Origin of the sequence: Streptomyces sp. NPDC093109 (genome assembly GCF_040701725.1) — a bacterium.
In the GTDB taxonomy this organism is placed as follows: Bacteria; Actinomycetota; Actinomycetes; order Streptomycetales; family Streptomycetaceae; genus Streptomyces.
Genome location: NZ_JBFBEZ010000032.1, coordinates 34,576 through 58,539 on the forward strand (window position 1 = coordinate 34,576; position 23,964 = coordinate 58,539).

Annotated in this window: 20 protein-coding genes; 9 read left to right on the plus strand and 11 right to left on the minus strand. The window is 72.9% G+C overall.

The genetic code is table 11. The annotated features are described in order from the left end of the window. The first annotated feature begins 243 nt into the window (after positions 1–243). Entirely contained in the window at positions 244–1,680 is a 1,437-nt protein-coding gene (locus AB0389_RS27015) for an NAD(P)H-quinone dehydrogenase (protein WP_366398086.1), read from the plus strand. 279 nt (positions 1,681–1,959) lie between these two features. Further along, a complete protein-coding gene (locus AB0389_RS27020) occupies positions 1,960–3,018 on the plus strand; it encodes a DeoR/GlpR family DNA-binding transcription regulator (protein ID WP_366398087.1) in 1,059 nt (352 codons plus the stop codon). 879 nt (positions 3,019–3,897) lie between these two features. Here AB0389_RS27020 and AB0389_RS27025 read toward each other — a convergent pair. From AB0389_RS27025 to AB0389_RS27050, 6 genes are all read right to left on the minus strand, one after another. Then, positions 3,898–4,476 (minus strand): helix-turn-helix domain-containing protein, encoded by a 579-nt coding sequence (locus AB0389_RS27025; protein ID WP_366398088.1) that lies wholly within the window; start codon positions 4,474–4,476, stop codon positions 3,898–3,900. Positions 4,477–4,568: 92 nt separating this feature from the next. Further along, complete coding sequence (locus AB0389_RS27030; protein WP_366398089.1) at positions 4,569–6,320, minus strand: biotin carboxylase N-terminal domain-containing protein; 1,752 nt, start codon at positions 6,318–6,320, stop codon at positions 4,569–4,571. Positions 6,321–6,618: 298 nt separating this feature from the next. Continuing rightward, complete coding sequence (locus tag AB0389_RS27035) at positions 6,619–7,236, minus strand: nucleoside triphosphate pyrophosphatase (RefSeq protein ID WP_366398090.1); 618 nt, start codon at positions 7,234–7,236, stop codon at positions 6,619–6,621. Positions 7,237–7,315: 79 nt separating this feature from the next. Further along, positions 7,316–7,444 (minus strand): hypothetical protein, encoded by a 129-nt coding sequence (locus AB0389_RS27040; protein ID WP_366398091.1) that lies wholly within the window; start codon positions 7,442–7,444, stop codon positions 7,316–7,318. A 67-nt stretch (positions 7,445–7,511) separates the two neighbouring features. Further along, positions 7,512–8,978, minus strand: coding sequence for a HAMP domain-containing sensor histidine kinase (locus AB0389_RS27045; RefSeq protein ID WP_366398092.1), 1,467 nt, complete (start codon positions 8,976–8,978; stop codon positions 7,512–7,514). After that, entirely contained in the window at positions 8,975–9,880 is a 906-nt protein-coding gene (locus AB0389_RS27050; protein WP_366398093.1) for a response regulator transcription factor, read from the minus strand. Before AB0389_RS27050 ends, AB0389_RS27045 begins: the two co-directional genes overlap by 4 nt. A gap of 245 nt (positions 9,881–10,125) precedes the next feature. Between AB0389_RS27050 and AB0389_RS27055 the strand changes: the two genes are divergently transcribed. Both AB0389_RS27055 and AB0389_RS27060 read left to right on the plus strand, forming a co-directional pair. Continuing rightward, entirely contained in the window at positions 10,126–10,764 is a 639-nt protein-coding gene (locus AB0389_RS27055) for a carbonic anhydrase (protein WP_366398094.1), read from the plus strand. A gap of 287 nt (positions 10,765–11,051) precedes the next feature. Continuing rightward, positions 11,052–12,728 (plus strand): SulP family inorganic anion transporter, encoded by a 1,677-nt coding sequence (locus tag AB0389_RS27060; RefSeq protein ID WP_366398130.1) that lies wholly within the window; start codon positions 11,052–11,054, stop codon positions 12,726–12,728. A 14-nt stretch (positions 12,729–12,742) separates the two neighbouring features. Here AB0389_RS27060 and AB0389_RS27065 read toward each other — a convergent pair whose 3' ends face one another. Both AB0389_RS27065 and AB0389_RS27070 read right to left on the minus strand, forming a co-directional pair. Further along, the gene (locus AB0389_RS27065) at positions 12,743–12,949 is read right to left on the minus strand and encodes an acyl-CoA carboxylase epsilon subunit (protein WP_366398095.1); all 207 of its coding nucleotides are present in this window, start codon (positions 12,947–12,949) and stop codon (positions 12,743–12,745) included. A gap of 34 nt (positions 12,950–12,983) precedes the next feature. Beyond that, positions 12,984–14,624 (minus strand): acyl-CoA carboxylase subunit beta, encoded by a 1,641-nt coding sequence (locus tag AB0389_RS27070; RefSeq protein ID WP_366398096.1) that lies wholly within the window; start codon positions 14,622–14,624, stop codon positions 12,984–12,986. 159 nt (positions 14,625–14,783) lie between these two features. Between AB0389_RS27070 and AB0389_RS27075 the strand changes: the two genes are divergently transcribed. The 4 genes from AB0389_RS27075 (at position 14,784) to AB0389_RS27090 (ending at position 19,193) form a co-directional block, all read left to right on the plus strand. After that, complete coding sequence (locus tag AB0389_RS27075) at positions 14,784–15,647, plus strand: biotin--[acetyl-CoA-carboxylase] ligase (RefSeq protein ID WP_366398097.1); 864 nt, start codon at positions 14,784–14,786, stop codon at positions 15,645–15,647. Positions 15,648–15,888: 241 nt separating this feature from the next. Beyond that, positions 15,889–17,058 (plus strand): adenylate/guanylate cyclase domain-containing protein, encoded by a 1,170-nt coding sequence (locus tag AB0389_RS27080; RefSeq protein WP_366398098.1) that lies wholly within the window; start codon positions 15,889–15,891, stop codon positions 17,056–17,058. Positions 17,059–17,117: 59 nt separating this feature from the next. After that, positions 17,118–17,945 (plus strand): enoyl-CoA hydratase-related protein, encoded by an 828-nt coding sequence (locus tag AB0389_RS27085; protein ID WP_366398099.1) that lies wholly within the window; start codon positions 17,118–17,120, stop codon positions 17,943–17,945. Positions 17,946–18,041: 96 nt separating this feature from the next. Then, positions 18,042–19,193, plus strand: a complete 1,152-nt coding sequence (locus AB0389_RS27090; RefSeq protein WP_366398100.1) for a sensor domain-containing diguanylate cyclase — start codon at positions 18,042–18,044, stop codon at positions 19,191–19,193. 24 nt (positions 19,194–19,217) lie between these two features. Here the strand turns inward: AB0389_RS27090 and AB0389_RS27095 are convergent, their stop codons facing one another. From AB0389_RS27095 to AB0389_RS27105, 3 genes are all read right to left on the minus strand, one after another. Next, positions 19,218–19,991, minus strand: coding sequence for a sulfite exporter TauE/SafE family protein (locus AB0389_RS27095; protein ID WP_366398101.1), 774 nt, complete (start codon positions 19,989–19,991; stop codon positions 19,218–19,220). 130 nt (positions 19,992–20,121) lie between these two features. Further along, the gene (locus AB0389_RS27100) at positions 20,122–21,492 is read right to left on the minus strand and encodes an MBL fold metallo-hydrolase (protein ID WP_366398102.1); all 1,371 of its coding nucleotides are present in this window, start codon (positions 21,490–21,492) and stop codon (positions 20,122–20,124) included. A 42-nt stretch (positions 21,493–21,534) separates the two neighbouring features. Then, positions 21,535–22,167 (minus strand): rhodanese-like domain-containing protein, encoded by a 633-nt coding sequence (locus AB0389_RS27105; protein ID WP_366398103.1) that lies wholly within the window; start codon positions 22,165–22,167, stop codon positions 21,535–21,537. Between the two features lie 187 nt (positions 22,168–22,354). Between AB0389_RS27105 and hutH the strand changes: the two genes are divergently transcribed. Further along, positions 22,355–23,905 (plus strand): histidine ammonia-lyase, encoded by a 1,551-nt coding sequence (hutH, locus tag AB0389_RS27110; protein ID WP_366398131.1) that lies wholly within the window; start codon positions 22,355–22,357, stop codon positions 23,903–23,905. Positions 23,906–23,964 lie beyond the last annotated feature (59 nt).

The following is a 23,964-nucleotide window of genomic DNA, read 5'->3' on the forward strand; positions in this document are numbered from 1 at the left end:
GGAGGTACGGGCGTGGCCGCCGATGTGTCCGGAGGGTCACCTGCCCCGCCGGTGCCCCCGCGCTCCACCCGTACACCGGGGGCGGGCAGGTCAGGGGGGTGGGGCCCGGATGGCGGGCCCCGGGGAGAAGCAGCTTGGCGCGTGCGGGACAATGGAGTACGTACTGCATCCCCCGGGGCTTCCCCCGGAACCCCGGCCGGGGTGGCAGACGGGCCGGGTTGACATGCGAGGCGGATTTTTTTCGTGACCCGGATCGTGATCATCGGCGGTGGACCCGGCGGCTACGAGGCGGCCCTGGTGGGCGCCCAGCTCGGTGCGGAGGTGACCGTCGTCGACTGCGACGGGCTCGGTGGCGCCTCGGTGCTCACCGACTGCGTACCGTCGAAGACGCTCATCGCGACGGCCGAGGTGATGACCACCTTCGACTCCTCCTACGAGGAGCTGGGGATCATCGTCGCCGACGACACTCCTTCGGAGAAGGCGGCCCGCGTGGTCGGCGTCGACCTCGGCAAGGTCAACCGCCGGGTCAAGCGCCTCGCGCTCGCCCAGTCCCACGACATCACCGCCTCCGTCACCCGCGCGGGCGCCCGCGTCGTGCGCGGCCGGGGGCGGCTCGACGGGCGGCAGGCCGTGGACGGCTCGCGCCAGGTGATCGTGACCGCCGCCGACGGCACCGAGGAGTCGCTCACCGCCGACGCCGTGCTGATCGCCACCGGCGCCCACCCGCGCGAGATCGCGGACGCGCTGCCGGACGGCGAGCGCATCCTGAACTGGACGCAGGTGTACGACCTCGACGAGCTGCCCGAAGAGCTGATCGTGGTCGGCTCCGGCGTCACCGGCGCCGAGTTCGCCGGCGCCTACCAGGCGCTGGGCTCCCGCGTCACACTCGTCTCGTCCCGCGACCGCGTGCTGCCCGGCGAGGACCCCGACGCCGCCGCCGTCCTGGAGGACGTCTTCCGGCGCCGCGGCATGAACGTCATGTCCCGCTCGCGCGCCGAGGCCGTGAAGCGTGTGGGCGACCGGGTCGAGGTCACCCTCGCCGACGGCCGCACCATCTCCGGTACGCACTGCCTGATGGCCGTGGGCGCGATCCCGAACACGGCGGGCATGGGCCTGGAGGAGGCCGGCGTCCTCGTCAAGGACTCGGGCCACATCAAGACCGACCGGGTCTCCCGTACCTCCGCGCCCGGCGTGTACGCGGCGGGCGACGTCACCGGGATCTTCGCGCTCGCGTCGGTCGCGGCGATGCAGGGCCGGATCGCGATGTACCACTTCCTGGGCGACGCGGTCGCGCCGCTCAACCTCAAGACCGTCTCGTCGAACGTCTTCACCGACCCCGAGATCGCCACCGTCGGTTACAGCCAGTCCGACGTCGACGACGGCAGGATCGACGCCCGCGTCGTGAAGCTGCCGCTGCTGCGCAACCCGCGCGCCAAGATGCAGGGCATCCGCGACGGCTTTGTCAAGATCTTCGCTCGTCCGGGTACGGGCATCGTGGTCGGCGGCGTTGTCGTCGCCCCCCGCGCGAGTGAACTGATCCACCCGATCTCGCTCGCCGTCGACAACAATCTGACGGTCGAGCAGATCGCGAACGCCTTCACGGTGTACCCGTCGCTTTCGGGTTCGATCGCCGAGGTGGCACGGCAGTTGCACACGCGGAAGTCCGCCGAAGAGGTCTGACGGGCGGGTAGTCGCCGGCTGTTGTGACCTTGCGGGCCCCGGTCCCCTGAGCTTTGCCGCTCAGGGCCGGGGCCCGTTTCCTGTCCGCGTCCCGTGCGCCGGCGGCTGCCCGTTCGGGCGTGCGTGGCGCCCGCTCCGGCGGTGAAAGCCCTTTCTGGGTGTACACGTTCGAGCGGATGGGATCGCTTTATACCACCGTGGACGCTCGTCTGTGTACAACTTCTGTTATTCGGCGCAAACTGCTGAAAGCAGACGGTCGTTGGGGTTACTGTCAGTTTCGTGTTCGCTGCAGAACGTCGCCAACTGATTCTCGAAATGGTGCGTGCCAACGGGGCCGTGTCGCTCCGTGAGCTCGCCCGTGTCGTCCAGACCTCCGAAGTGACCGTACGGCGGGACGTGCGGGCTCTGGAGGCCGAAGGACTCCTCGACCGCCGGCACGGCGGTGCGGTACTGCCGGGTGGATTCACGCGAGAATCCGGCTTTCCGCAAAAGTCCCATCTCGCAACGGCCGAGAAGACGGCCATCGCCGATCTTGCCGCGAGCCTCGTCGAAGAGGGCGAAGCCGTGGTCGTCGGCGCCGGTACGACCACGCAGGAGCTGGCCCGCCGGCTCGCGCGGATCCCCGGGCTGACCGTCGTCACCAACTCCCTGCTGGTCGCGCAGGCACTGGCACACGCCAACCGCGTCGAGGTCGTCATGACCGGCGGCACGCTGCGCGGCTCCAACTACGCGCTCGTCGGCAGCGGGGCGGAACAGTCCCTCCAGGGACTCCGCGTCACCCGCGCGTTCCTCTCGGGGAGCGGGCTGACGGCCGAACGCGGCCTCTCCACGTCCAACATGCTCTCCGCGAGCGTCGACCGCGCGCTGGTGCAGGCGGCGGCGGAGGTCGTCGTCCTCGCCGACCACACGAAGCTCGGCGCCGACACGATGTTCCAGACGGTACCGACCGATCTGATCAGCCGCCTCGTCACCGACGAGCCGCCCGCGCAGGACGAGCGCGCGGCGACGGAGCTTCAGGCGCTGGCGGATCAGGGGGTACGGGTGTCGGTGGCGAGCGTGGCCGGCGTGGCCGGCGGAGCCGGCGGGTCTGGGTCTGGGCCTGGGTCTGGGGCTGGCGGTTCCGCCGGGGCCGACGTTTCGCCCGGGGGGCGGTCGCGCCGGGATGTGCCGCTGCCGGGGCAGCGCCGTACGCATGGCCCGTCCGGGCCGGGGGGCGTGTCTGGCGGGGCCGGTGGGGCCGGTGGGTCTGGTGGGGCGCAGCCGTTACGGAGCGCGCCGCCGCTGGCTTCGCAGGAGCCGGGGGAGCGGGCTCGGGTGGCGGACATGCGACGCCGGTAGCGCTTCGCCGCTTCGCCTCCCGGCGAGGGGCCGTGAGTCTCGCCTCCCGGCGAGGGACCGTGGGCTTAGCGGTGCGGTGCGGGTGCGGCCGGTTCGCCCCGTGCCGGGGGCCGGGGCACTCCGGAGGCGCATCCCCGGATGCATGATTTACGCCGCGTGCGGCATATCGGCCGACTGCAAGCGCGTACAGCGGCACAAATCACGCTCTACATCCGGGGACGTCACCTCCTGCGACCCCGGCCCCCTCCGGTCGGTGGACGGCTCGCGCGCAAACGGCCGTGCCCGGCCGGGGCGGGTGGGTCTGTGCGGCCGGTGAAGGGGGCACCGCAGGGGGTATGTGTCCGGACGTAAAGCGCGATTTGTGCCGCTGAGCGAGACCCGCGGATACGGTCCGGCCCGCACGCGGCGTAAATCGTGCAGTCCGGGCGCGTGCCACCGGAGGGGCCCCCGGCGACAACCCGCAGGTGAGGACCGGGCCCCGCCCAAGACGGTCCACGACCTCCCGCCGGGAGGCGGCCCGTGCAGTCCGGGCATGTGCCCCCGGAGGGGCACCCGGCGACAACCCGCAGGTGTGCACCGGGCCGATCCCGAGGCGGACCCCGGCCCCCGGCCAGCACCCGCAGGTACGCACCGGGCCGAGCCCAAAGACGGACCATGGCCCCTCGCCGGGAGGCGCCCCCGCCCCCGGAGGGGCTCCCGGCAACAACCCGCACCTCACCACCGGGCCCCCGCTCAAGACGGACCCCGGCCCCCGGCCAGCACCCGCAGGCCCGCACCGGGCCGAGCCCAAAGACGGACCACGGCCCCTCGCCGGGAGGCGACCCCGCAGGTACGTGCCGGGACCCGCCCGAGATGGACCACGGCCCCTCGCCGGGAGGCTTACCCTCGGGACGCCAGTCCCGTCAGCGTCAGTTTCAGTAGGCGGTCCGCCATGTCCGGGTCGGACGGGGTCTGTTCCGCCGCCAAGGCGATCGCGTTGGTGAGCTGGAGGAGGTCGTCCACGGAGACGCCGGGGCGTACGTGGCCCGAATCCACCGCGCGGGCGAGGAGGCGGGTGCCCGCCTCGCGGAGGGGGACGCAGCACTCGAAGAGGGCTGAAGTGGTGTCGTGGGACGCGGACATGAGCGCGCGGGAGAGGCCGCGGTACTCGCCGGCGTGGGTGACGATGGCGCCCAGCCAGTCGACCAGCGCGGTGCAGGGGCGGTCGGACTCGGCCAGTTCGTGGGAGCGGGCGACGAGCGCGGTGAGGGCTTCGCCGAAGACCGCCTTCATGAGGGCGTGCCGGTTCGGGAAGTGGCGGTAGAGCGTGCCGATGCCGACGCCCGCGCGGCGGGCGATGTCCTCCAGGGAGGCGTCCGTACCGTGCGCGGCGAAGCTGAGGCGGGCCTCGGCGAGCAGGCGGTCGTAGTTGCGGCGGGCGTCGGCGCGCATGGGCCGGGCGGGCGTCGTCGTCGCCATTCGCGGTGCCTCCTGTCTCTCCCTGTGGCGTCCAAGGATGCCACTGAGGCCCCGACCCGGTGGCCGGGCGGGGCCTCAGTGGCGTACGTCCGTCAGCTCTTGATCTCGCAGATCGTGGCGCCGGAGGTGAGGGAGGCGCCGACTTCGGCGGCGAGGCCCTTGATGGTGCCGGAGCGGTGGGCGTTGAGGGGCTGCTCCATCTTCATGGCTTCGAGGACGACGATGAGGTCGCCCTCCTTGACCTCCTGGCCCTCCTCGACGGCGACCTTCACGATGGTGCCCTGCATCGGGGAGGCGAGGGTGTCGCCGGAGGCCGCGGAGGCGGACTTCTTGGCGGCGCGGCGCTTGGGCTTGGCGCCGGCGGCGAGGCCGGTGCGGGCCAGGGACATGCCGAGGCTGACCGGGAGGGAGACCTCCAGGCGCTTGCCGCCGACCTCGACGACGATGGTCTCGCGGCCGGACTCGTCGTCGTCGCTCTCGCCGGGGACGGTGAACGCCGGGATCTCGTTGACGAACTCCGTCTCGATCCAGCGGGTGTGGACCGTGAACGGGTCGGAGGTGAAGGCGGGGTCGGTGACCACGGCGCGGTGGAAGGGGATCGCGGTGGCCATGCCCTCGATGGTGAACTCGGCGAGGGCGCGGGCCGCGCGCTGGAGGGCCTGTTCGCGGGTGGCGCCGGTGACGATGAGCTTGGCGAGCAGTGAGTCCCAGGCGGGGCCGATGACGCTGCCGGACTCGACGCCCGCGTCGAGGCGGACGCCGGGGCCGGAGGGCGGGGCGAAGGTGGTGACGGTGCCGGGGGCCGGGAGGAAGCCGCGGCCCGGGTCCTCGCCGTTGATGCGGAACTCGAAGGAGTGGCCGCGTACGGCGGGGTCGTCGTAGCCGAGTTCCTCGCCGTCGGCGATGCGGAACATCTCGCGGACGAGGTCGAGGCCGCTGACCTCTTCGGTGACCGGGTGCTCGACCTGGAGGCGGGTGTTGACCTCCAGGAAGGAGATCGTGCCGTCCTGGCCGACGAGGAACTCGACCGTACCGGCGCCGACGTAGCCGGCTTCCTTCAGGATCGCCTTCGAGGCGGCGTACAGCTCGGCGTTCTGCGCGTCGGAGAGGAAGGGCGCGGGGGCCTCCTCGACGAGCTTCTGGTGGCGGCGCTGGAGCGAGCAGTCGCGGGTGGAGACGACCACGACGTTGCCGTGGGAGTCGGCCAGACACTGGGTCTCGACGTGCCGGGGGCGGTCGAGGTAGCGCTCGACGAAGCACTCGCCGCGCCCGAAGGCGGCGACGGCCTCGCGGACCGCCGAGTCGTACAGCTCGGGGATCTCTTCGAGCGTACGGGCGACCTTGAGGCCGCGTCCGCCGCCGCCGAAGGCGGCCTTGATGGCGATCGGCAGGCCGTGCTGCTCGGCGAAGGCGACGACCTCGGCGGAGCCGGCGACCGGGTCGGGGGTGCCGGCGACCAGGGGGGCGCCGGCGCGCTGGGCGATGTGCCGCGCGGCGACCTTGTCGCCGAGGTCGCGGATGGCCTGCGGGGGCGGGCCGATCCAGACCAGGTTCGCGTCCAGTACCGCCTGTGCGAAGTCGGCGTTCTCGGACAGGAAGCCGTAGCCGGGGTGGATCGCGTCCGCCCCCGAGTCCTTGGCCGCCTGGAGCACCTTCGCGATGTCCAGATAGCTGGCCGCCGGGGTGTCACCGCCCAGGGCGAACGCCTCGTCTGCCGCGCGGACATGCAGGGCATCCCGGTCCGGGTCGGCGTAGACGGCTACGCTCGTGATCCCGGCGTCCCGGCAGGCCCGGGCAACGCGGACAGCGATTTCGCCACGGTTGGCGATGAGCACCTTGCGCACGATGGCTCCCTCCTCGAAACAAGTTGAGTTTAGGGACTGCCGACACGCCCCTTCGGCCTGTCCCCCATGCTGAAGCTGATTGCGCGGAGCGCGGTGAGGACCTCGCTCGTGGCGCGAAATCCCTTGTGACACCACGGTACGCCGGGATCCTTTGTCGCACAGTAGCGCTCGAATGTGGTCCAGCTCTCTGTCCGAGTGCCCCTCGCCGGATCGCGATTCTTTGTGGAGTCCCTACGAATGGCGGGATGTTTTTTTGCCCCGGTGCCGCCCGGTACCGAACCCTTGTCCCAGGGGTGTTTCACGCCCAGAGGTCGGTGATGCCCACTCCGTGCTCGGCCAGCAGCCGGCGCAGCAGCGGCAGCGACAGGCCGATGACATTGCCGTGGCTGCCCTCCACGGAGTCCACGAAGGGGGCCGAGCGGCCGTCGAGGGTGAAGGCGCCCGCGACATGGAGCGGTTCGCCGGAGGCGACGTACGCGGCGATCTCGGCGTCCGTCGGTTCGCCGAAGTGGACGGTGGTGGAGGCGGTCTCGCCGGCGCGGCGGCCGGTCGCGGTGTCGATCACGCAGTGGCCGGTACGGAGCACACCCGCACGGCCGCGCATGGACTTCCAGCGGGCGGTGGCCTCCTCGGCGTCGGCGGGCTTGCCGAGGGCCTCGCCGTCGAGTTCGAGGACGGAGTCGCAGCCGATGACCAGGGCGCCGGCGGTCTCGTCGAGCGCGGCCACGGCGGTCGCCTTGGCTTCGGCGAGTACGAGCGCGAGTTCGGCCGGGGTGGCTGCGGAGAGCGCGTCCTCGTCGACCCCGCTGACGATCACCTCGGGGGCGAGCCCGGCCTGCCGGAGCAGTCCGAGACGGGCGGGTGAGGCGGAGGCCAGGACGAGGCGGCGGCGGTGCGGTGCGGTCATGCGGGCCATCGTAGGCGCGGGGGTACGGGGCTCGCAGGGCGGCCGTACCCGGTCGGTGGTGGACGGGACCCGGACCGGTCCCGCCCGTTCAGAGAAAGCCGAGGATGATCATGCCCACCACGATGGCGAACGCCAGCACGATGCCCGTGCGGCGCATCATGAACTGCGCGTCACGCAGCTCCTTGGGGGGCTGATTCTCCGGATCGGACCACAACATGCCTTCGATCCTGCGACGTGACCGGCGCGGACGCCTGAGTACCCGTACTCAACAGTGCGGCCGGTCATCAGCGACCGCCCGTTCCCGCGCCGATCGCCGGCCGCCGGGAGCTCGGGCGGCTCGGGCGGCCGGGGAAGCCCGGCGAGCGGCGTGACGGTGCGGCCGGGACGCCCTGGAACCGGATGACGGCCTGGAGACCGCCGCCCTGCGCGGGCAGGAGCAGTGCCTCGCCGCCGCCGGCCAGTGTCAGGCGCTGGACCAGGGAGAGGCCCAGGCCCGTGCCGCCCTTGGGGGCGTCCGCCGCGCGCCAGAAGCGGTCGAAGGCGCGGCGGCGCTGCTCGGCGGTCATCCCCGGGCCCTGGTCCACCACGCTCAGCTCCGCCCCGGTGGAGGTCGGCCGCAGGATCACGGTCACCGAGCCGTGGATGAAGGAGACGCGCAGCGCGTTGGAGAGCAGGTTGTCCAGGATCTGTTCGACCGCGCCGGGGACGGCCAGCGCGGGGCCGACCGTCTCGCCCGCCAGGAGCAGCCGTACGCCCTGCTGTTCGTACAGGCCGTGCCACGCCGTGAGGCGCTCCCGTGCCACCGCTTCCAGATCGACCGGCTCCGGGGTGAGCGCGGTCTCCTCCATCCTGGCGAGCGCCAGCAGCCCCTCGACCATCCGGGCCAGCCGGTCGGTCTCGGTCATCGCCGCGGTCAGGTTCGGGCGCAGATGGGGCGGTACGTCGATCTCCAGGTTGTCCAGCCGCAGCCGCAGCGCCGCCAGCGGGGTCTTCAGCTGGTGGGACGCCTCGCCCGCGAAGGCGCTCTGGGAGGCGAGCAGGTGTTCCAGCAGCGCGGCCGTCCGGTTGAAGGTCGCGGCCAGCCGCCGCACCTCGGGCGGCCCCTTGGTGACGGAGGCCGGGGTGGCGAGGCTGCCGCCGGCCAGCGTACGGGCGGCGCGCTCCAGTTCGAGGATGGGCCTGCCGATCCAGCGGGTGAGGACGAGGGCCACCACGGCGACGCCCACCAGCACCCCGAGCCCGCCCAGGGCCAGCCCCAGCCACACCTGGTGCACATCGTTCGCGACCGCGTCGGTGGGCACCGCCAGCCGTACCGCGCCCTGGAGTTCCCCGTCGTGCCGTACCGGTACGGCGACCGACAGCCAGCTGACGCCGCCGACGCTGGTCGTACGGACATCGGCGCCGGCGCCGCCGCGCAGCGCGTCGACGACCTCGGGCAGTTCGGCGAGGCCCTCCCGCTCCCGGGCGGTGAGCCCGTGGGAGGAGTAGAGCAGCGCGCCCCGGGGGCCGACGACGAAGATCTGGCCGCCGATCCGGGTGGCGCACGCCGTGACCTGCGTGGCGAGTTCGTCCGGCCTGCCGTACGCGAGGGAGAGCGCGGCGAAGTCGGCGACCGACTCGGCCTCCTGGTGGGCCGCGTTGGTGGCGCGGTCCCGCTCGGCGCCGCTGTAGACGTACCCGAGCGGGATCTCCAGGCAGACGAGGACGAGCGCGGCGAGCGTCAGATAGCTGAGCAGCAGTCGGCGCGTCACCGGAGCGCGTCACTGCCGGTGCGGACCGCGAGGCGCAGACCCACTCCGCGCAGCGTCTGGATCCACGCCGGATCGCCCAGCTTGCGCCGGAGCGTGGCGACATGGACGTCCAGCGTCTTGGTCGGACCGTGGAAGTGCGGATCCCAGACCCGGTCCAGGATCTGCTGGCGCGAGTAGACCGCGCCGGGGTCCTCGGTCAGCAGGGCCAGCAGGTCGAACTCCTTGGGCGTGAGCGGGATCTGCCGCTCCCCGACCCAGACCTGCCGGGTGCGCCGGTCGACGATCAGCGCCCCGGTGGGGGAGGGCGGAGCCGGATACTCCGGGGCGGCGGGCGGCTCGGGGGCCCGCGGAGGCGCGGACATGGGCGCGGACAGCGGCGCCGACAGGGGTACGGGTATGGGGAAGCCCGCCGGGTCCTGCGCGCCGAACACCGGCCCGAAGTCCGGGACCCGGACCGGCGCCTGGACCGGGGCCGGCGTCTGTACGGGACCGGTGGCGAACCCGGTGGCCGGACCGAAGCCGTCCGGCGCGCCGAAGCCCGCCGGCGCCCCGCTGCGGCGCGTCACCGCGCGGATCCGGGCGATCAACTCCCTTACGCTGAACGGCTTCGCGAGATAGTCGTCGGCCCCCAGCTCCAGCCCCAGGACCCGGTCGGCCTCCGTGCCGCGCGCCGTGAGCATGATGATCGGCACGCCCGAGACGCGCCGGATGCCCCGGCAGACGTCGATGCCGTCCATGTCCGGCAGTCCCAGATCGAGCAGCACGATGTCGCCGTACGGGCCGCGCAGCCCGGCCGCGCCGGTGGCCGCCCGGTCCACCGTGAGACCGTACCGGCCGAGCCCCTCGGCCAGGGGTTCGGCGATGGTCTCGTCGTCCTCGATGAGCAAGGCCCGAAGGGTCATTGAGCGTTTCTCCCTGAATCCGGACACCACGAATTCCCGGGATCCCGGACCCGGGACGCACACCGTACAGTGAATTCACTGAGGGTGCCCATATTCTCGGATACTGGGATCCGAGTCACAGGGAAGAGGCGCTCCGGCCAAATTCTTGCTGAGGTTTAGTGTTCTTCTAACCTTTGCCTTGCACGGCCATCTCTACGGTGTGGAAGCAGGTCCTGGTCGGGGCCACACCCGTTGGAGGAGGCACCATGAAGGCACTGCTCGACCGCGCCCGATCGTTCCGGCGCAGGGTGGATTTCGAGAGCGACGCATACCGGAAGCTGGCCGAAGGTCAATTCCCGGAGGCGCTCTTCGTCGCATGTTCCGATTCCCGGGTAATTCCGGCACTGATCACCGGGGCGCGCCCCGGTGAGGTATTCGAAATGCGCAATGCGGGCAACATCGTGCCGCCCCACCGGCCACGCGTGGTGTCCGGGGAGGCAGCCACCATCGAGTACGCGCTGGAGGTCCTGGATGTTCAGGACATCGTCGTCTGCGGCCACTCGCACTGCGGTGCGATGGGCGCCCTGGCCTCCGGCCAGGACCTCTCCGCGCTGCCCGGCGTGGGCGCCTGGCTGGCGGTCGCCAGGCCGGGGCTCGCCTCCGTACTGGAGCGGCCAGGGTCCGACGACGGCGGAACCCCGGGCGAACCCGGGGCCGCGCTGGTCACGGAGCTGGCGCAGCTGAACGTACGGGTGCAGCTGGCCGCCCTGCGCGAGTACCCGGCGGCCCGGCGGCGGCTGGCCGAGGGGCGGCTGCGGCTGCACGGCTGGTACTACGAGGTGGACACCGGCGAGGTGTGGGAGCTGGACGAGAGCGACAACAGCTTTCTGGTGCACGCGTGCTGAGCCCGGGACAGGGACACGGGCAGGGGCAGGGGCAGGGGCAGGGGCAGGGACAGGGACAGGGACACGGGCAGGGCCGTCGGCATGAGTACGGGTACGGTCCCGGCGTCGTGCAGGAGGCCCCCGTCGGCGGGGGCGGGCGCCACCGCGCACGGCACGCCGCGCCGGGCCCGAGCCGTACGCACCCCCGGCCGCCGGAGCCGGAGCCGTCCCCGTCGTCGTACGCGGACTTCGAGGCGTACGAGACGTATGAGACGTACGGGACGTACGGCGCGCCCCCGCGCCCCGCGATGCCGCCCCGCCCGCCGGCCCCGGCCGCGCCGCCACCGCCACCGCCAACCGGTCTCACGAAGAAGCCCGGTGCCGCGCCCAAGGCGGACCTCGCCACCGAGATCGTCGCCTCCTTCGTCGTCTTCCTCGTCGCGCTCCCGCTCTGCATCGGCGTGGCCGTGGCCTCCGGCACCCCGCCCGAGCTGGGCATCATCTCCGGCGTCGTCGGCGGCCTGGTGGTGGGCATGGCGCGCGGCTCGACGCTCCAGGTCAGCGGCCCGGCCGCCGGGCTCGCCGCGCTGGTCGCGGACGCGGTGCTGGAGTTCGGCCTCGGCACCCTCGGGGTGATCGTGCTGGCGTCCGGGGTGCTTCAGATCGGGCTCGGGCTGATCCGGCTCGGCCGGATGTTCCAGGCGATCTCCATCGCGGTGGTCCAGGGCATGCTGGCCGGGATCGGGCTGCCGCTGATGTTCAGCCAGCTCTATCCGATGGCCGACGCCAAGGCGATCGGCAAGCCCATCGAGAACATGCTCGGCGTCCCCGGGCTGCTCGTGGACACCTTCGCCGATCCGCAGAAGGCCATCGCGGCGGCGCTCGGCGCGGCCACCGTCGTCCTGAGCTTCGTATGGAAGAAGATCCCGTTTCCCGGCCCGCTGAAGAAGGTGCCGGCCGCGCTGGTCGCGGTGGCCGGCGGGATGGCGGTGGCGGCGCTGCCCGGGGTGGAGATCACCACGCTCCAGGTCGGCAATCTGCTGGCGTCCGTACAGGTGCCGGGGCCCACGCAGTTCGCGGCGCTGGCCAACGGCGCCGTACTGACCACCGTCATCACCTTCACGGTCATCGCCTCGGCGGAGAGCCTCTTCACCGCCGCCGCCGTGGACCGGATGCACAGCGGCGAACGCACCCGCTACAACTCCGAGTTGATCGCCCAGGGCGCCGGCAACACCCTCTGCGGGCTCCTCGGCGCACTGCCCATGACAGCCGTCGTCGCGCGCAGCTCCGCCAATGTCCAGGCGGGCGCCAAGACCCGCATCTCCCGCACCCTGCACGGGCTGTGGCTGCTCGCCTTCGCGCTGCTGCTGCCGAACGTGCTCGCGCTCATCCCGATCTCCGTGCTGGCCGGGGTGCTGGTGCACAGCGGCTGGAAGCTGTTCGCGCCGGAGGAGTTCCCGAAGATGTGGCGGCAGGACCGGGGCGAGTTCGGGGTGATGACCCTGACCACCGTCGTGATCGTCGCCACCGCGCTGCTCGAAGGCGTGCTGGTGGGCCTGGCGGCGGGCATCGTGCTGGCCGCGCTGCGGATGTCCCGTACCTCCGTGCACACCGAGGTCCGGGGCGACACGGCGAAGCTGGTCATGACCGGCAACGTGACCTTCCTGCGGCTGCCGAAGCTCATCGACGCGCTGGAGGAGGTCGCCGCCGCCGGTACGCCCCGGATCCGGCTCGACCTGACCGGCGTGACCCACTGGGACCACGCCTGCCGCAGCCAGGTCGACGAGTTCGTCGCCCAGCGCCGGGCCTCGGGCGGGATACGGGTGGAGCTCCTCCGCCCGAACGAGCCCGGCGCCCCGGCTCCGCAGGCGGCCCCGGCGGCACCGGAGGCTCCGGACGTGCCGGGCCCGACGGCGGAATGGTTCTACCTCGACCCGACCCCGGTGGAGGACCTCATGCCACCGGAGCGGGCCTGGGCGCGCTGAGCTGTGCGGCGGTCCTACCCGGGCCAGTACGTCCGCGCCCACGCGCGCGGCCCCGGCGCCGGCAGGCGGTGGTGGGCGATACGGGCCGGGGCCGACCACTCGGCCGGCGGCGCCGGGGGGACCGCCGCAGGCCCGGACGCCGCCGCCGCGCGGGCCTGGACCACGGCGAGGGCCGCGGCCAGCTCCTCGGGGGTGGGATTACCTCGTACGACCTTGATCATCGTGGGCTCCAGGACTGGACAGGAACGGACAGGACTAGAGGGGGATGTTGCCGTGCTTCTTCGGCGGGAGGCTCTCCCGCTTCGTCCGCAGCTGGCGCAGCCCGCGCGCCACATACGCCCGGGTGTCCGACGGCATGATCACCGCGTCGACGTAACCGCGCTCGGCCGCCACATACGGGTTGAGCAGCGCGTCCTCGTACTCCTGGATCAGCCCGGCACGCGCCGCCTCGCGCGCCTCGTCGTCGCCCGCCGCCGCGATCGTGCGCCGGTGCAGGATGTTGACCGCGCCCTGCGCGCCCATCACGGCGATCTGCGCGGTCGGCCAGGCGAAGTTGAGATCGGCGCCCAGGTGCTTGGAACCCATCACGTCGTACGCGCCGCCGAACGCCTTCCGGGTGATCACCGTGATCAGCGGCACCGTGGCCTCGGCGTACGCGTAGATCAGCTTGGCGCCGCGCCGGATGATCCCGCCGTACTCCTGGTCGACCCCCGGCAGGAAGCCGGGCACGTCCACGAAGGTCAGGACGGGGATGTTGAAGGCGTCGCAGGTCCGCACGAACCGCGCGGCCTTCTCGGAGGCGTTGATGTCCAGACAGCCCGCGAACTGGAGCGGCTGGTTCGCGACGACGCCCACCGGGAAGCCCTCGACCCGGCCGAAGCCCGTGATGATGTTCGGCGCGAAGAGCGCCTGCGTCTCCAGGAACTCGCCGTCGTCCAGGACATGCTCGATCGTCGTGTGCATGTCGTACGGCTGGTTCGCGGAGTCGGGGATCAGCGTGTCCAGCTCGCGGTCCTCGGCGGTCGGTTCGAGATCGGCCTCCTCGGGGAAGGCGGGCGGCTCGGAGAGGTTGTTCGACGGGAGGTACGACAGCAGCGACTTGACGTAGTCGATGGCGTCCTTCTCGTCGCCCGCCATGTGGTGCGCGACCCCGGACACGGTGTTGTGCGTACGGGCGCCGCCCAGCTCCTCGAAGCCGACGTCCTCGCCCGTCACCGTCTTGATGACATCGGGGCCCGTGATGAACATGTGGGAGGTCTGATCGACCATCACCGTGAAGTCCGTGATCGCCGGCGAGTACACCGCGCCGCCCGCGCACGGCCCGACGATCAGGCTGATCTGCGGGACGACACCGGAGGCGTGCACATTGCGGCGGAAGATCTCGGCGAAGAGGCCCAGCGCGGCCACGCCCTCCTGGATCCGGGCGCCGCCGCCGTCGTTGATCCCGATGACCGGGCAGCCGGTCTTCAGCGCGAAGTCCATGACCTTCACGATCTTCTCGCCGTAGACCTCGCCGAGCGAGCCGCCGAAGACCGTGAAGTCCTGCGAGTACACACAGACCGGACGGCCGTCGACCGTGCCGTAGCCGGTGACGACACCGTCCCCGTACGGGCGGTTCTTCTCGATGCCGAAGTTGGTGGAGCGGTGCCTCGCGAACTCGTCCAGCTCGACGAACGACCCCTCGTCGAGCAGCAGACCGACCCGCTCACGGGCCGTCAGCTTGCCCCGGGCGTGCTGCTTCTCCACGGCGCGCGCGGAACCGGCGTGCGTGGCCTCGTCGGTGCGGCGCCGGAGGTCCGCGAGTTTTCCGGCGGTGGTGTGGGGCGCGGCTGCCGCCGCCGACGCCGTCTCGGCGGCGGTCGTGGCGGTTCCGTGGGTGCTTTCCGGCTCGGACATCGGGATGCGGCTCCCTGCGGGGTCACGGGTGCGGGTGCGGTAGGGGTCAGAGGTAGGGGTACGGGGCGGTCGGCGCGGTGCGGGTTGCTACTGATCCGTAGCGTATCGGCGGGGGTGCGGTTCGGCAGTGCGGTGTATCCCACACCTACGCTGGGTTGCATGACGGAGCACCATGACCCGGCCAACCGCTGGTCCGACCTCGAACGCCCCCCGCTGAACACCCGCGCGCTGCGCCGGGGACTCGTCGTCCCGGGCGGTCTGTGGACCGCGCTCGACGTGGTCACCGCGACCGGTTCGACCAATTCCGATCTCGCGGCGCGCGCCCGGGACGGTGCGGCGGAGGGCACCGTGCTCGTCGCCGAGGAGCAGACCGCGGGGCGCGGCCGGCTCGACCGGCGGTGGACGGCGCCCGCGCGCTCCGGGATCTTCTTCTCCGTACTCCTGCGGCCGGGACCCGAGGTGCCCGTCGAACGCCTCGGCTGGCTGCCGCTGCTGACCGGGGTCGCCGTCGCGACCGGGCTGGCCCGCGCTGCCGGGGTGGACACGGCGCTCAAATGGCCCAACGACCTGCTCGTCACCGTCGGCGGCGAGGAGCGCAAGGCCGGCGGGATCCTCGCTGAGCGGGCCGGGACGGACGCGGTCGTCGTGGGCGTCGGCCTGAACGTATCGCTGCGCACCGACGAACTCCCCGTACCGACCGCCGGATCGCTCGCCCTCGCCGACGCGGTCTCCCTCGACCGCGACACCCTGCTCCGGGGTGTACTCCGGTCGCTGGAGCACTGGTACGGCGCGTGGCGCGCGGCGGGCGGCGACCCGGCGCTGTCGGGAGTGCAGGAGGCGTACGCGGCGGGCTGCGCGACCCTCGGCCGTACGGTACGGGCCGAGCTGCCCGGCGACCGCGCCCTCACCGGCGAGGCGGTCGCGGTCGACGGCGACGGGCGGCTGATCCTGCGGACGGCGGACGGGACGCGGCAGGCGGTGAGCGCGGGCGACGTGGTGCATGTGCGGCCGGCCGGGGGCTGAGGGGGCTGAGGGGGGCTGAGTACGGGGTTCGGCGGGTCCTTGGCGGGTCCTCGGAGGGTTCCGTGTCCCTCCGTGGCTGGTCATGGGCGCGGCCGTCGGCGGGCCCGGCGGCGGGGCGTCGGCCCGCGGGGCGGTTCTTGACCGACGGCGATACGTGAGCCAGGGCACATCTGCCGTATCGTTGAGGCGATCCACGACAGATCGGTAGGGCAGTGCGCAGGGAACGGGCAGGAGGCGGCTGGTGACCGTCGATGATTCGACTTCCGGCGAGGAAGCGCAGCCTCCGCCTCCGCCGTCGCCGTCGTCGGACTCCCCGGGCCATCCGAACCCGCACCACATCGTCGACCACACGGCCGAGCCCTCCGACGACCCGCTGGCCATCCGGCTCGAACAGCTGATCCTCGGCGCCGAGCGCCGCTACACCCCCTTCCAGGCCGCGCGGACGGCCGGCGTCTCGATGGACCTGGCGTCGCGCTTCTGGCGGGCGATGGGCTTCGCGGACGTGGGCCAGGCCAGGGCGTTCACCGAGGCCGACGTACTGGCGCTGCGCCGGCTCTCCGGACTGGTCGAGGCCGGGCTGCTGAGCGAGCCGATGGCGATCCAGGTGGCCCGGTCGACCGGCCAGACCACCGCCCGGCTGGCCGAGTGGCAGATCGACTCCTTCCTCGCCGGGCTCATCGAGCCGCCCGAGCCCGGGATGACCCGTACGGAAGTCACGTATCCGCTGGTGGAGCTGCTCCTGCCGGAGCTGGAGGAGTTCCTGGTGTACGTGTGGCGGCGCCAGCTCGCCGCCGCCACGGGCCGGGTCGTCCAGGCGGCGGACGACGACGAGATGGTCGACCGGCGGCTCGCAGTCGGCTTCGCCGACCTCGTCGGATTCACCCGGCTGACCCGGCGGCTGGAGGAGGAGGAACTCGGCGAGCTGGTCGAGGCGTTCGAGACGACCTGCGCCGACCTCGTCGCCGCGCACGGCGGCCGGCTCATCAAGACCCTCGGCGACGAGGTGCTGTACGCGGCGGACGACGCCGGTACGGCGGCGGAGATCGCGCTGCGGCTGATAGAGACCATGACGCACGACGAGACCATGCCGGCGCTGCGCGTCGGCATCGCGTTCGGCACGGTCACCACGCGGATGGGCGACGTCTTCGGTACGACGGTGAACCTCGCGAGCCGGCTGACGTCGATCGCGCCCAAGGACACGGTGCTGGTCGACGGCGCGTTCGCCCAGGAGCTGATCCGCACCGGAGACGTCCCGGCCTCCGAGGCACAGGCCGCCGAGGCGGCGGCGCGGGCCGAGAAGGAGGGCGCGGTGCCGCCCCCGTACCGCTTCGGGCTCCAGCCGATGTGGCAGCGGCCGGTGCGCGGTCTCGGCGTGGTCGAGCCATGGCTCCTCGGGCGGCGGACGACTTAGGATTCCTTCCGGTGAACCGTCGTTAACCATCAGCAGTTAACCGGAGGGTGGTCGGGGTCGTGGCTGAGGACGCAGAGCTGGTGGGGGCGGACGCGGGCGAGCAGCGGTTCGGGGAGTTCGTCGTGGTGCGGCGGCACGGCCCGGTCGCGGAGCTGGTCCTCGACCGGCCCAAGGCCATGAACGCCGTATCGACGGAGATGGCCAGATCCCTCGGTGCCGCGTGCGCGGCGCTGGCCGCCGACCCGGGCGTCCGGGTCACGGTGCTGACCTCGACCCACGCGCGCGCCTTCTGCGTCGGCGCGGACCTCAAGGAGCGCAACTCCCTCAGCGACGCCGAGCTGGTACGCCAGCGGCCGACCGCGCGCGCCGCGTACACCGGCGTGCTGGAGCTGCCGATGCCGACGGTCGCCGCCGTGCACGGCTACGCGCTGGGCGGCGGCTACGAGCTGGCGCTCGCCTGCGACCTGATCGTGGCCGACCGTACCGCCGTCGTCGGACTGCCCGAGGTGTCCGTCGGGGTGATCCCCGGCGGCGGCGGTACGCAGCTGCTGCCGCGCCGGGTCGGGGCCGCGCGGGCGGCGGAGCTGATCTTCACGGCGCGCCGGGTCGAGGCGGCGGAGGCGGGCGCGCTCGGGCTGGTCGACCACGTGGTCGACGCGGGCACCGATCGGGACGAGGCCCTCGCGCTGGCCGGCCGTATCGCCGCGAACTCGCCGGTCGGCCTGCGCGCGGCGAAGCGCGCGCTGCGGCTCGGGCAGGGGCTCGACCTGCGGGCCGGTCTTGAGGTCGAGGACGCGGCATGGCGTTCGGTCGCCTTCTCCGGGGACCGGGCGGAGGGCGTCGCGGCGTTCAACGAGAAGCGGGCGGCGCGCTGGCCGGGGGAGTGACGGACCGGCCCGTCCGGTCGTCTTCATGATCCAATCTGCGGCGATCCCTCCCCTCCCAAGTGATCAAATCACCTCAAACCGCCTTAAGGTGGAGCGATGGGAGCGGATGGGGACGCGCGACTGCGCGCCATAGTGGCACTGGCGCAGGCGATGGCCGCGGCCCCCACGGCGCGCGACGCCTGGCGGGCGGCGGCGCTGGGCGCGTGCGAGGCGCTCGGCGGGAACTTCGCCGCGCTGTCGCTGTGGGAACGGGATCTCGGGCGGCTCAAGGTGCTGGTGAACGCGGGCGAGCGGGTGGCCGGCGAGGAGGAGTTCCCGGCGGACGAGACGTATCCGGTGCACCGGTTCCCCGAGATCGCGGAGTGGCCGGCGGAGTCGGCGGGGTCCGGGGCTCCGGCCGCGGTGACCGCCGGGTCCGCCGCGTCCGCCGCGGTCACCTCGGCCGCGGACGGGCCCCCCGCCGGGGCGCGCGTGGCGGCGCTGCGGCGGCGCGGGCGGGGCTGCTGCGTCGTCGCGCCGATCGTCCTGGACGGGCGGGCGTGGGGCGAGCTGTACGTGGCCCGGCCGCGCGGAGCGCCCCTGTTCGACGCGGACGACGCGGACTTCGCCACCGTCATCGCCTCCGTCGTCGCGGCCGGGATCGCCCAGACGGAACGCCTCGAAGAGGTCCGCCGCCTCGCCTTCACCGACCCGCTGACCGGCCTCGCGAACCGGCGCGCGGTCGATACGCGGCTCGACGAGGCGATCGCGCGGTACCGGGAGGAGGGCGCCGTCGTCAGCCTCGTCGTCTGCGACCTCAACGGCCTCAAGACCGTCAACGACACGCTCGGCCACGCCGTCGGTGACCGTCTGCTGGAACGATTCGGCTCGCTCCTCTCCGTCTGCGGCGCCCGCCTGCCCGGCGCGCTGGCCGCGCGGCTCGGCGGCGACGAGTTCTGTCTGCTGACGGTGGGGCCGTCGTCCGACGAGGTCATCGCCGTCGCCGACGAGCTGTGCCGGCGGGCGGCGGCGCTGGATCTGGGCGAGGGGGTGGCCTGCGGGATCGCCTCCACCGGCGACCCCATCGGCGAGCTGCGCACCGCCCGCCGCCTCTTCCGCCTGGCGGACGCGGCGCAGTACCGGGCCAAGGCGGCGCGGTCCGGGGGGCCGGTGGTGGCGGGGCGGGACGAGGAGGTCATCACCCTGGCCGACACGGTCTCGCCCGCGGCGGGCGAGCGTCGACGGTTCCGGCGCGCGCCGGGGGCGTAGAGCCTCCGGAGGCCCCCGCGGCCGTCACATCACCGTGTCGGCAAGCATGAAGACGGCCACGGCCAGCAGCGCCGCCGCGAAAACGCGTTGCAGGCGGGGCCCTGAGACCTTCGCGGCCAGGCGCTTGCCGTCCCAGGCGCCCAGGATCGCGGTGGCGATGAACGGGCCGATCAGCGCCCAGTCGAGCGAGGCGGCGGTGCCTGAGCGAGTGGCCAGGGAGGCCAGCGAGTTGGCCGAGATGACCAGCAGGCTGGTGCCGACGGCGGCCTCCATCCCGAAGCCCAGGACGGTGACCAGGGCGGGGACGGCGAGAAAGCCGCCGCCCACACCGAGGAGTCCGGTCAGCGCGCCCAGGCCGGCTCCGGTCCCGGCCGCCCTGCCCGGCCGTACGTCGCCGCTTCCGGGACCGCTCCCGGGACCGCTTCCGTGCCGGGCGGCGCCGGCGGACCGGAGCATGTTGACGGCGGCGAGGACGGCCACCGCGGCGAAGGCGACGGTGAGGACGGCCTCGGGCAGGCGGGCGGCGGCGGCCCCGGTGGCCGCCGCCGGAAGAATCCCGGCTGCCGCGAACGCCGCTCCGGCCTTCCACCGCACCTGCCCGGTCCTGGCGTGCGCGTACAGGGCGGTCAGGGAAGTGGCGGTGACGATGATCAGGCCGGCGGTGGTGGCCGCGGCGGGGGTGAAGCCGAGCAGGTAGATCAGCGCGGGCACCGCCAGGACGCTGCCACCGCCGCCGAGGGCGCCGAGCGCCAGGCCGACGACGGCTCCCGCGATCAGGGCCAGGATCAGGGCGGTCACGCGATGCGCCCGTCCGGCGGCACGGCATCGCCGTAGGTGACGCGGGACCGGGCCGGTGCGGGGCCGGGGCGGCCGGGACCGCCGTAGAAGAGGAACATCGGGCGCCTTCGTCGTGTGGGTGGAGCGAGGTTCAGGGCCGCGTGACGCGCAGACCCGCGTCGAGGGCGGCCTCGAAGCCGTCATCGACGGCGACGACCTCGCGGCCGGTCGCGTCCAGGAGGGAAGCGGCGATCGCCGCGCGCATCCCGCCGGCGCAGTGCACCCACACCGTGCCGTCGGGCACCTCGCCGGCCCGGCCGTGCAGCTCGTGGAGCGGAATGTGCACCGAGCCGGCGAGGAAGCCGTTCGCGCGCTCGGAATCCCGGCGTACATCCAGCACCACCACCTCCTCGCCGCGCTCGCGCGCCTCGGCGAGGCCGGCGAAACGGGCCCGGGGGAAGGAGGCGAGCTGTTCCCCCGCACGCACCCAGCCGGCCGGATCCCCGGTGGCCGCGGCGGCCGGGCGGTCGATACCGACCCGGGTCAGCTCCCGCTGCGCGTCGGCGATCTGCGCCGGGGTGTCGGCGAGCAGGGTGACCGGCTTGCCCCACGGGATCAGCCAGGCCAGATAGGTGGCCGGCCTGCCGGTGCCCTCGAAGTTGAACGATCCGGCCACATGGCCGTCGGCGAAGGCGACCCGGTCGCGCAGGTCGACGACCCACTCACCCGCCGCCAGCCGTCCGGCGATCCGGGCGGCGTCGGCGGGCTCGGGCGGACTCAGATCGACGGGCGCGGGACCGGCGGCGTTGACCGGGCCCATGTGCGCGTAGTAGGCGGGCACGTCCTCCAGCCCGGCCAGAAGCCGCTTCACGAAGGTGTCCACGTCCAAGGTGAGAGCGTCGTTGCCGGCGCGTTCCTCGCCGATCGTGCTCGTATCGCCCTCGCTCCGGGTCTGGGACGAGGAGCAGAAGCTGCCGAAGCCGTGCGTGGGCAGTACGGGCACCTCGTCGTCGAGCGTGGCCGCCAGCCGGTGGACGGAGGTGTGCTGCGCACGGGCCAGGCGCTCGGTCAGCCGCGGGTCGACCAGGTCCGGACGGCCGACGGAGCCGATCAGCAGCGAGCCGCCCGTGAAGACCGCCACCGCCCGGCCGTCCTCCTCCAGGACGTAGGAGGTGTGGTGCGGGGTGTGGCCCGGGGTCGCGATCGCCCGCAGCACCAGGTGCTCGTCCACCTCGGACGTGTCACCGTCCGCGACGGGAGTACGGGGGAAGGCGACGGCTGCGTCGGCCGGGACCAGATAGCGGGCGCCGGTGAGACGGGCCAGTTCCAGCCCGCCGGTGACGTAGTCGTTGTGCACGTGTGTCTCAGCGACATACGCGATGCGCACCCCTCGCAGGGCGGCGGTGGTGATGACCCGGTCGATGTCTCGCGGCGGATCCACCACGACCGCTGTCCGCGGGCCGCCGGCCAGGTAACTGCGGTTTCCCAGGCCCTCGAACTCCAGGGTGTCGACGAAGAACACGGTAAAGATCCTTTCCGGAATGGTGTGGGCGGGCGCGACGGTCTATCCGACCGGCAGCCCTGCCGCCTCCCACGCCTCAAGGCCGCCCGCCACGCTGTGGACGGAGGACCGGCCCGCGCGCATCGCCTGCGCGCCGGCCTGCACGCTGCGGTTGCCCGTACGGCAGATGAAGGCCAGCGGGCCGTCGGGCAGATCCGCCAGCGAGGCCGGCAGCGTGCTGAGCGCGGCGTGGACGGCGCCGTCCGGGTGACACGCCGCCCATTCGTCGTCCTCGCGGACATCGACCAGCGTGAGTTCCCCGTCCACGGCCCGGCGACGCGCCTCGGCGGGCGGCAGATCGGCGGGCGTGTGACCGCCGCCGGAGCCCGGGCCCTGCTCCGTCGCGGGCAGGACCGTCCGGATCACCTCGTAGTTCGAGGGATGGGCGACGGCTATCCGCTGTCCCATCATCGGGCAGGCGTTCATCGCGTCTTCCCAGTGAGCGGCGGACTCCCACTCCGCCACGTTGACGAGAGAGAACGTGCTCCCCGGAACGATCGTGCGGAACATGTACGTCCGAAGGAAACCGGGTTGAGCGGCCATCACCTCCGCGGCGACCTGCCAGGCGGCGAGATACGCGCCTTCCTTCTCCTCGTCGATCTCGATCGGAATGATCACGACATGGCGGTTTTCCATTTGCTGCATCCTCGGGTTTCGACCACTGACGCGGTGCGTCAGAACCTTCTGGAGGCAGCCTGTGCGCAGGCGTCCGCGAGCGGCCAATTTTCTTGCTGAACCGGCAACTTGGCCGGTGCGGGCCCGGAGTCCCGCAAGACGACCCGTGACACTCGGGGATTCAGTCCGTACGCTCCTGAATATGGATATGCACACTGTCGTGGTGGGGACGGCGGGGGCGACCGCCGAGGATGTCGTCGCCGTGGCCCGTGGCCGTGCCCGCGTCGAGCTTTCCGGTGAGGCGCTCGCCGCGCTCGCCCGCGCGCGGGAGGTCGTGGAGGCGCTGGCCGCGAAGCCGGAGCCCGTATACGGGGTGTCGACCGGGTTCGGGGCGCTGGCCACGCGGCACATCGGGCCGGAGCTGCGGGTGCGGTTGCAGCGCAACATCGTACGGTCGCACGCCGCAGGGATGGGGCCCAGGGTCGAGCGCGAGGTCGTACGCGCGCTGATGTTCCTGCGGCTGAAGACGGTCGCGTCGGGCCACACCGGGGTGCGGCCCGAGGTCGCGCGGACCATGGCGGACGTACTGAACGCGGGCATCACGCCCGTGGTGCACGAGTTCGGCTCGCTCGGGTGTTCCGGGGACCTCGCCCCGCTGTCGCACTGCGCGCTGACGCTGATGGGCGAGGGCGACGCGGAGGGGCCCGACGGCACCGTACGGCCCGCCGGGGAGCTGCTCGCGGCGCACGGCATCGAGCCGGTCGAGCTGCGGGAGAAGGAAGGGCTCGCGCTGCTCAACGGTACGGACGGGATGCTCGGCATGCTGGTCATGGCGCTCGCCGACCTGCACCGGCTCTACACCTCCGCCGACATCACCGCCGCGCTCAGCCTGGAGGCGCTGCTCGGTACGGACCGGATCCTGGCGCCCGAACTGCACGCCATCCGGCCGCACCCCGGCCAGGGCGCCAGCGCCGCCAACATGCTGCGGGTGCTCGCCGGGTCCGCGCTGACCGGGCACTTCCAGGAGGACGAGGCGCCCAGGGTGCAGGACGCGTACTCGGTGCGCTGCGCGCCCCAGGTCGCGGGCGCCGGGCGAGACACACTGGCGTACGCGCGTACGGTCGCGGACCGGGAGCTGGCCTCTGCCGTCGACAACCCGGTGGTGCTGGCCGACGGCCGGGTCGAGTCCAACGGCAACTTCCACGGCGCGCCCGTCGCGTACGTACTGGACTTCCTGGCGATCGCCGTCGCCGACCTCGCCTCCATCACGGAGCGGCGGACCGACCGGCTGCTGGACAAGAACCGCTCGCACGGGCTGCCGCCGTTCCTCGCCGACGACCCCGGCGTCGACTCGGGGCTGATGATCGCCCAGTACACGCAGGCCGCGCTGGTCAGCGAGTTGAAGCGGCTGGCCGTACCGGCCTCGGTGGACTCGATCCCCTCGTCCGCCATGCAGGAGGACCATGTCTCCATGGGCTGGTCGGCGGCGCGCAAGCTGCGGACCGCCGTGGAGCATCTGACCCGGGTGGTCGCCGTCGAGCTGTACGCGGCGACCCGCGCCGTCGAGCTGCGCCAGGAGCACAAGGGGCTGACGCCCGCGCCCGCCTCGCGCGCCGCCATCGACGCGCTGCGTGCGGCGGGGGTGGCCGGGCCGGGGCCCGACCGGTTCCTCGCGCCGGATCTCGCCGGGGCGGAGACGTTCGTACGGGAGGGGCGGCTGGTCGAGGCCGTGGAGGGGGTTACCGGGGCGCTTGTCTGAGCGCTGCCCGTAAAGGCCCGTGAAGGAAAAAGGGGCCCGTCGGTCGCTTGTGTGCGCGC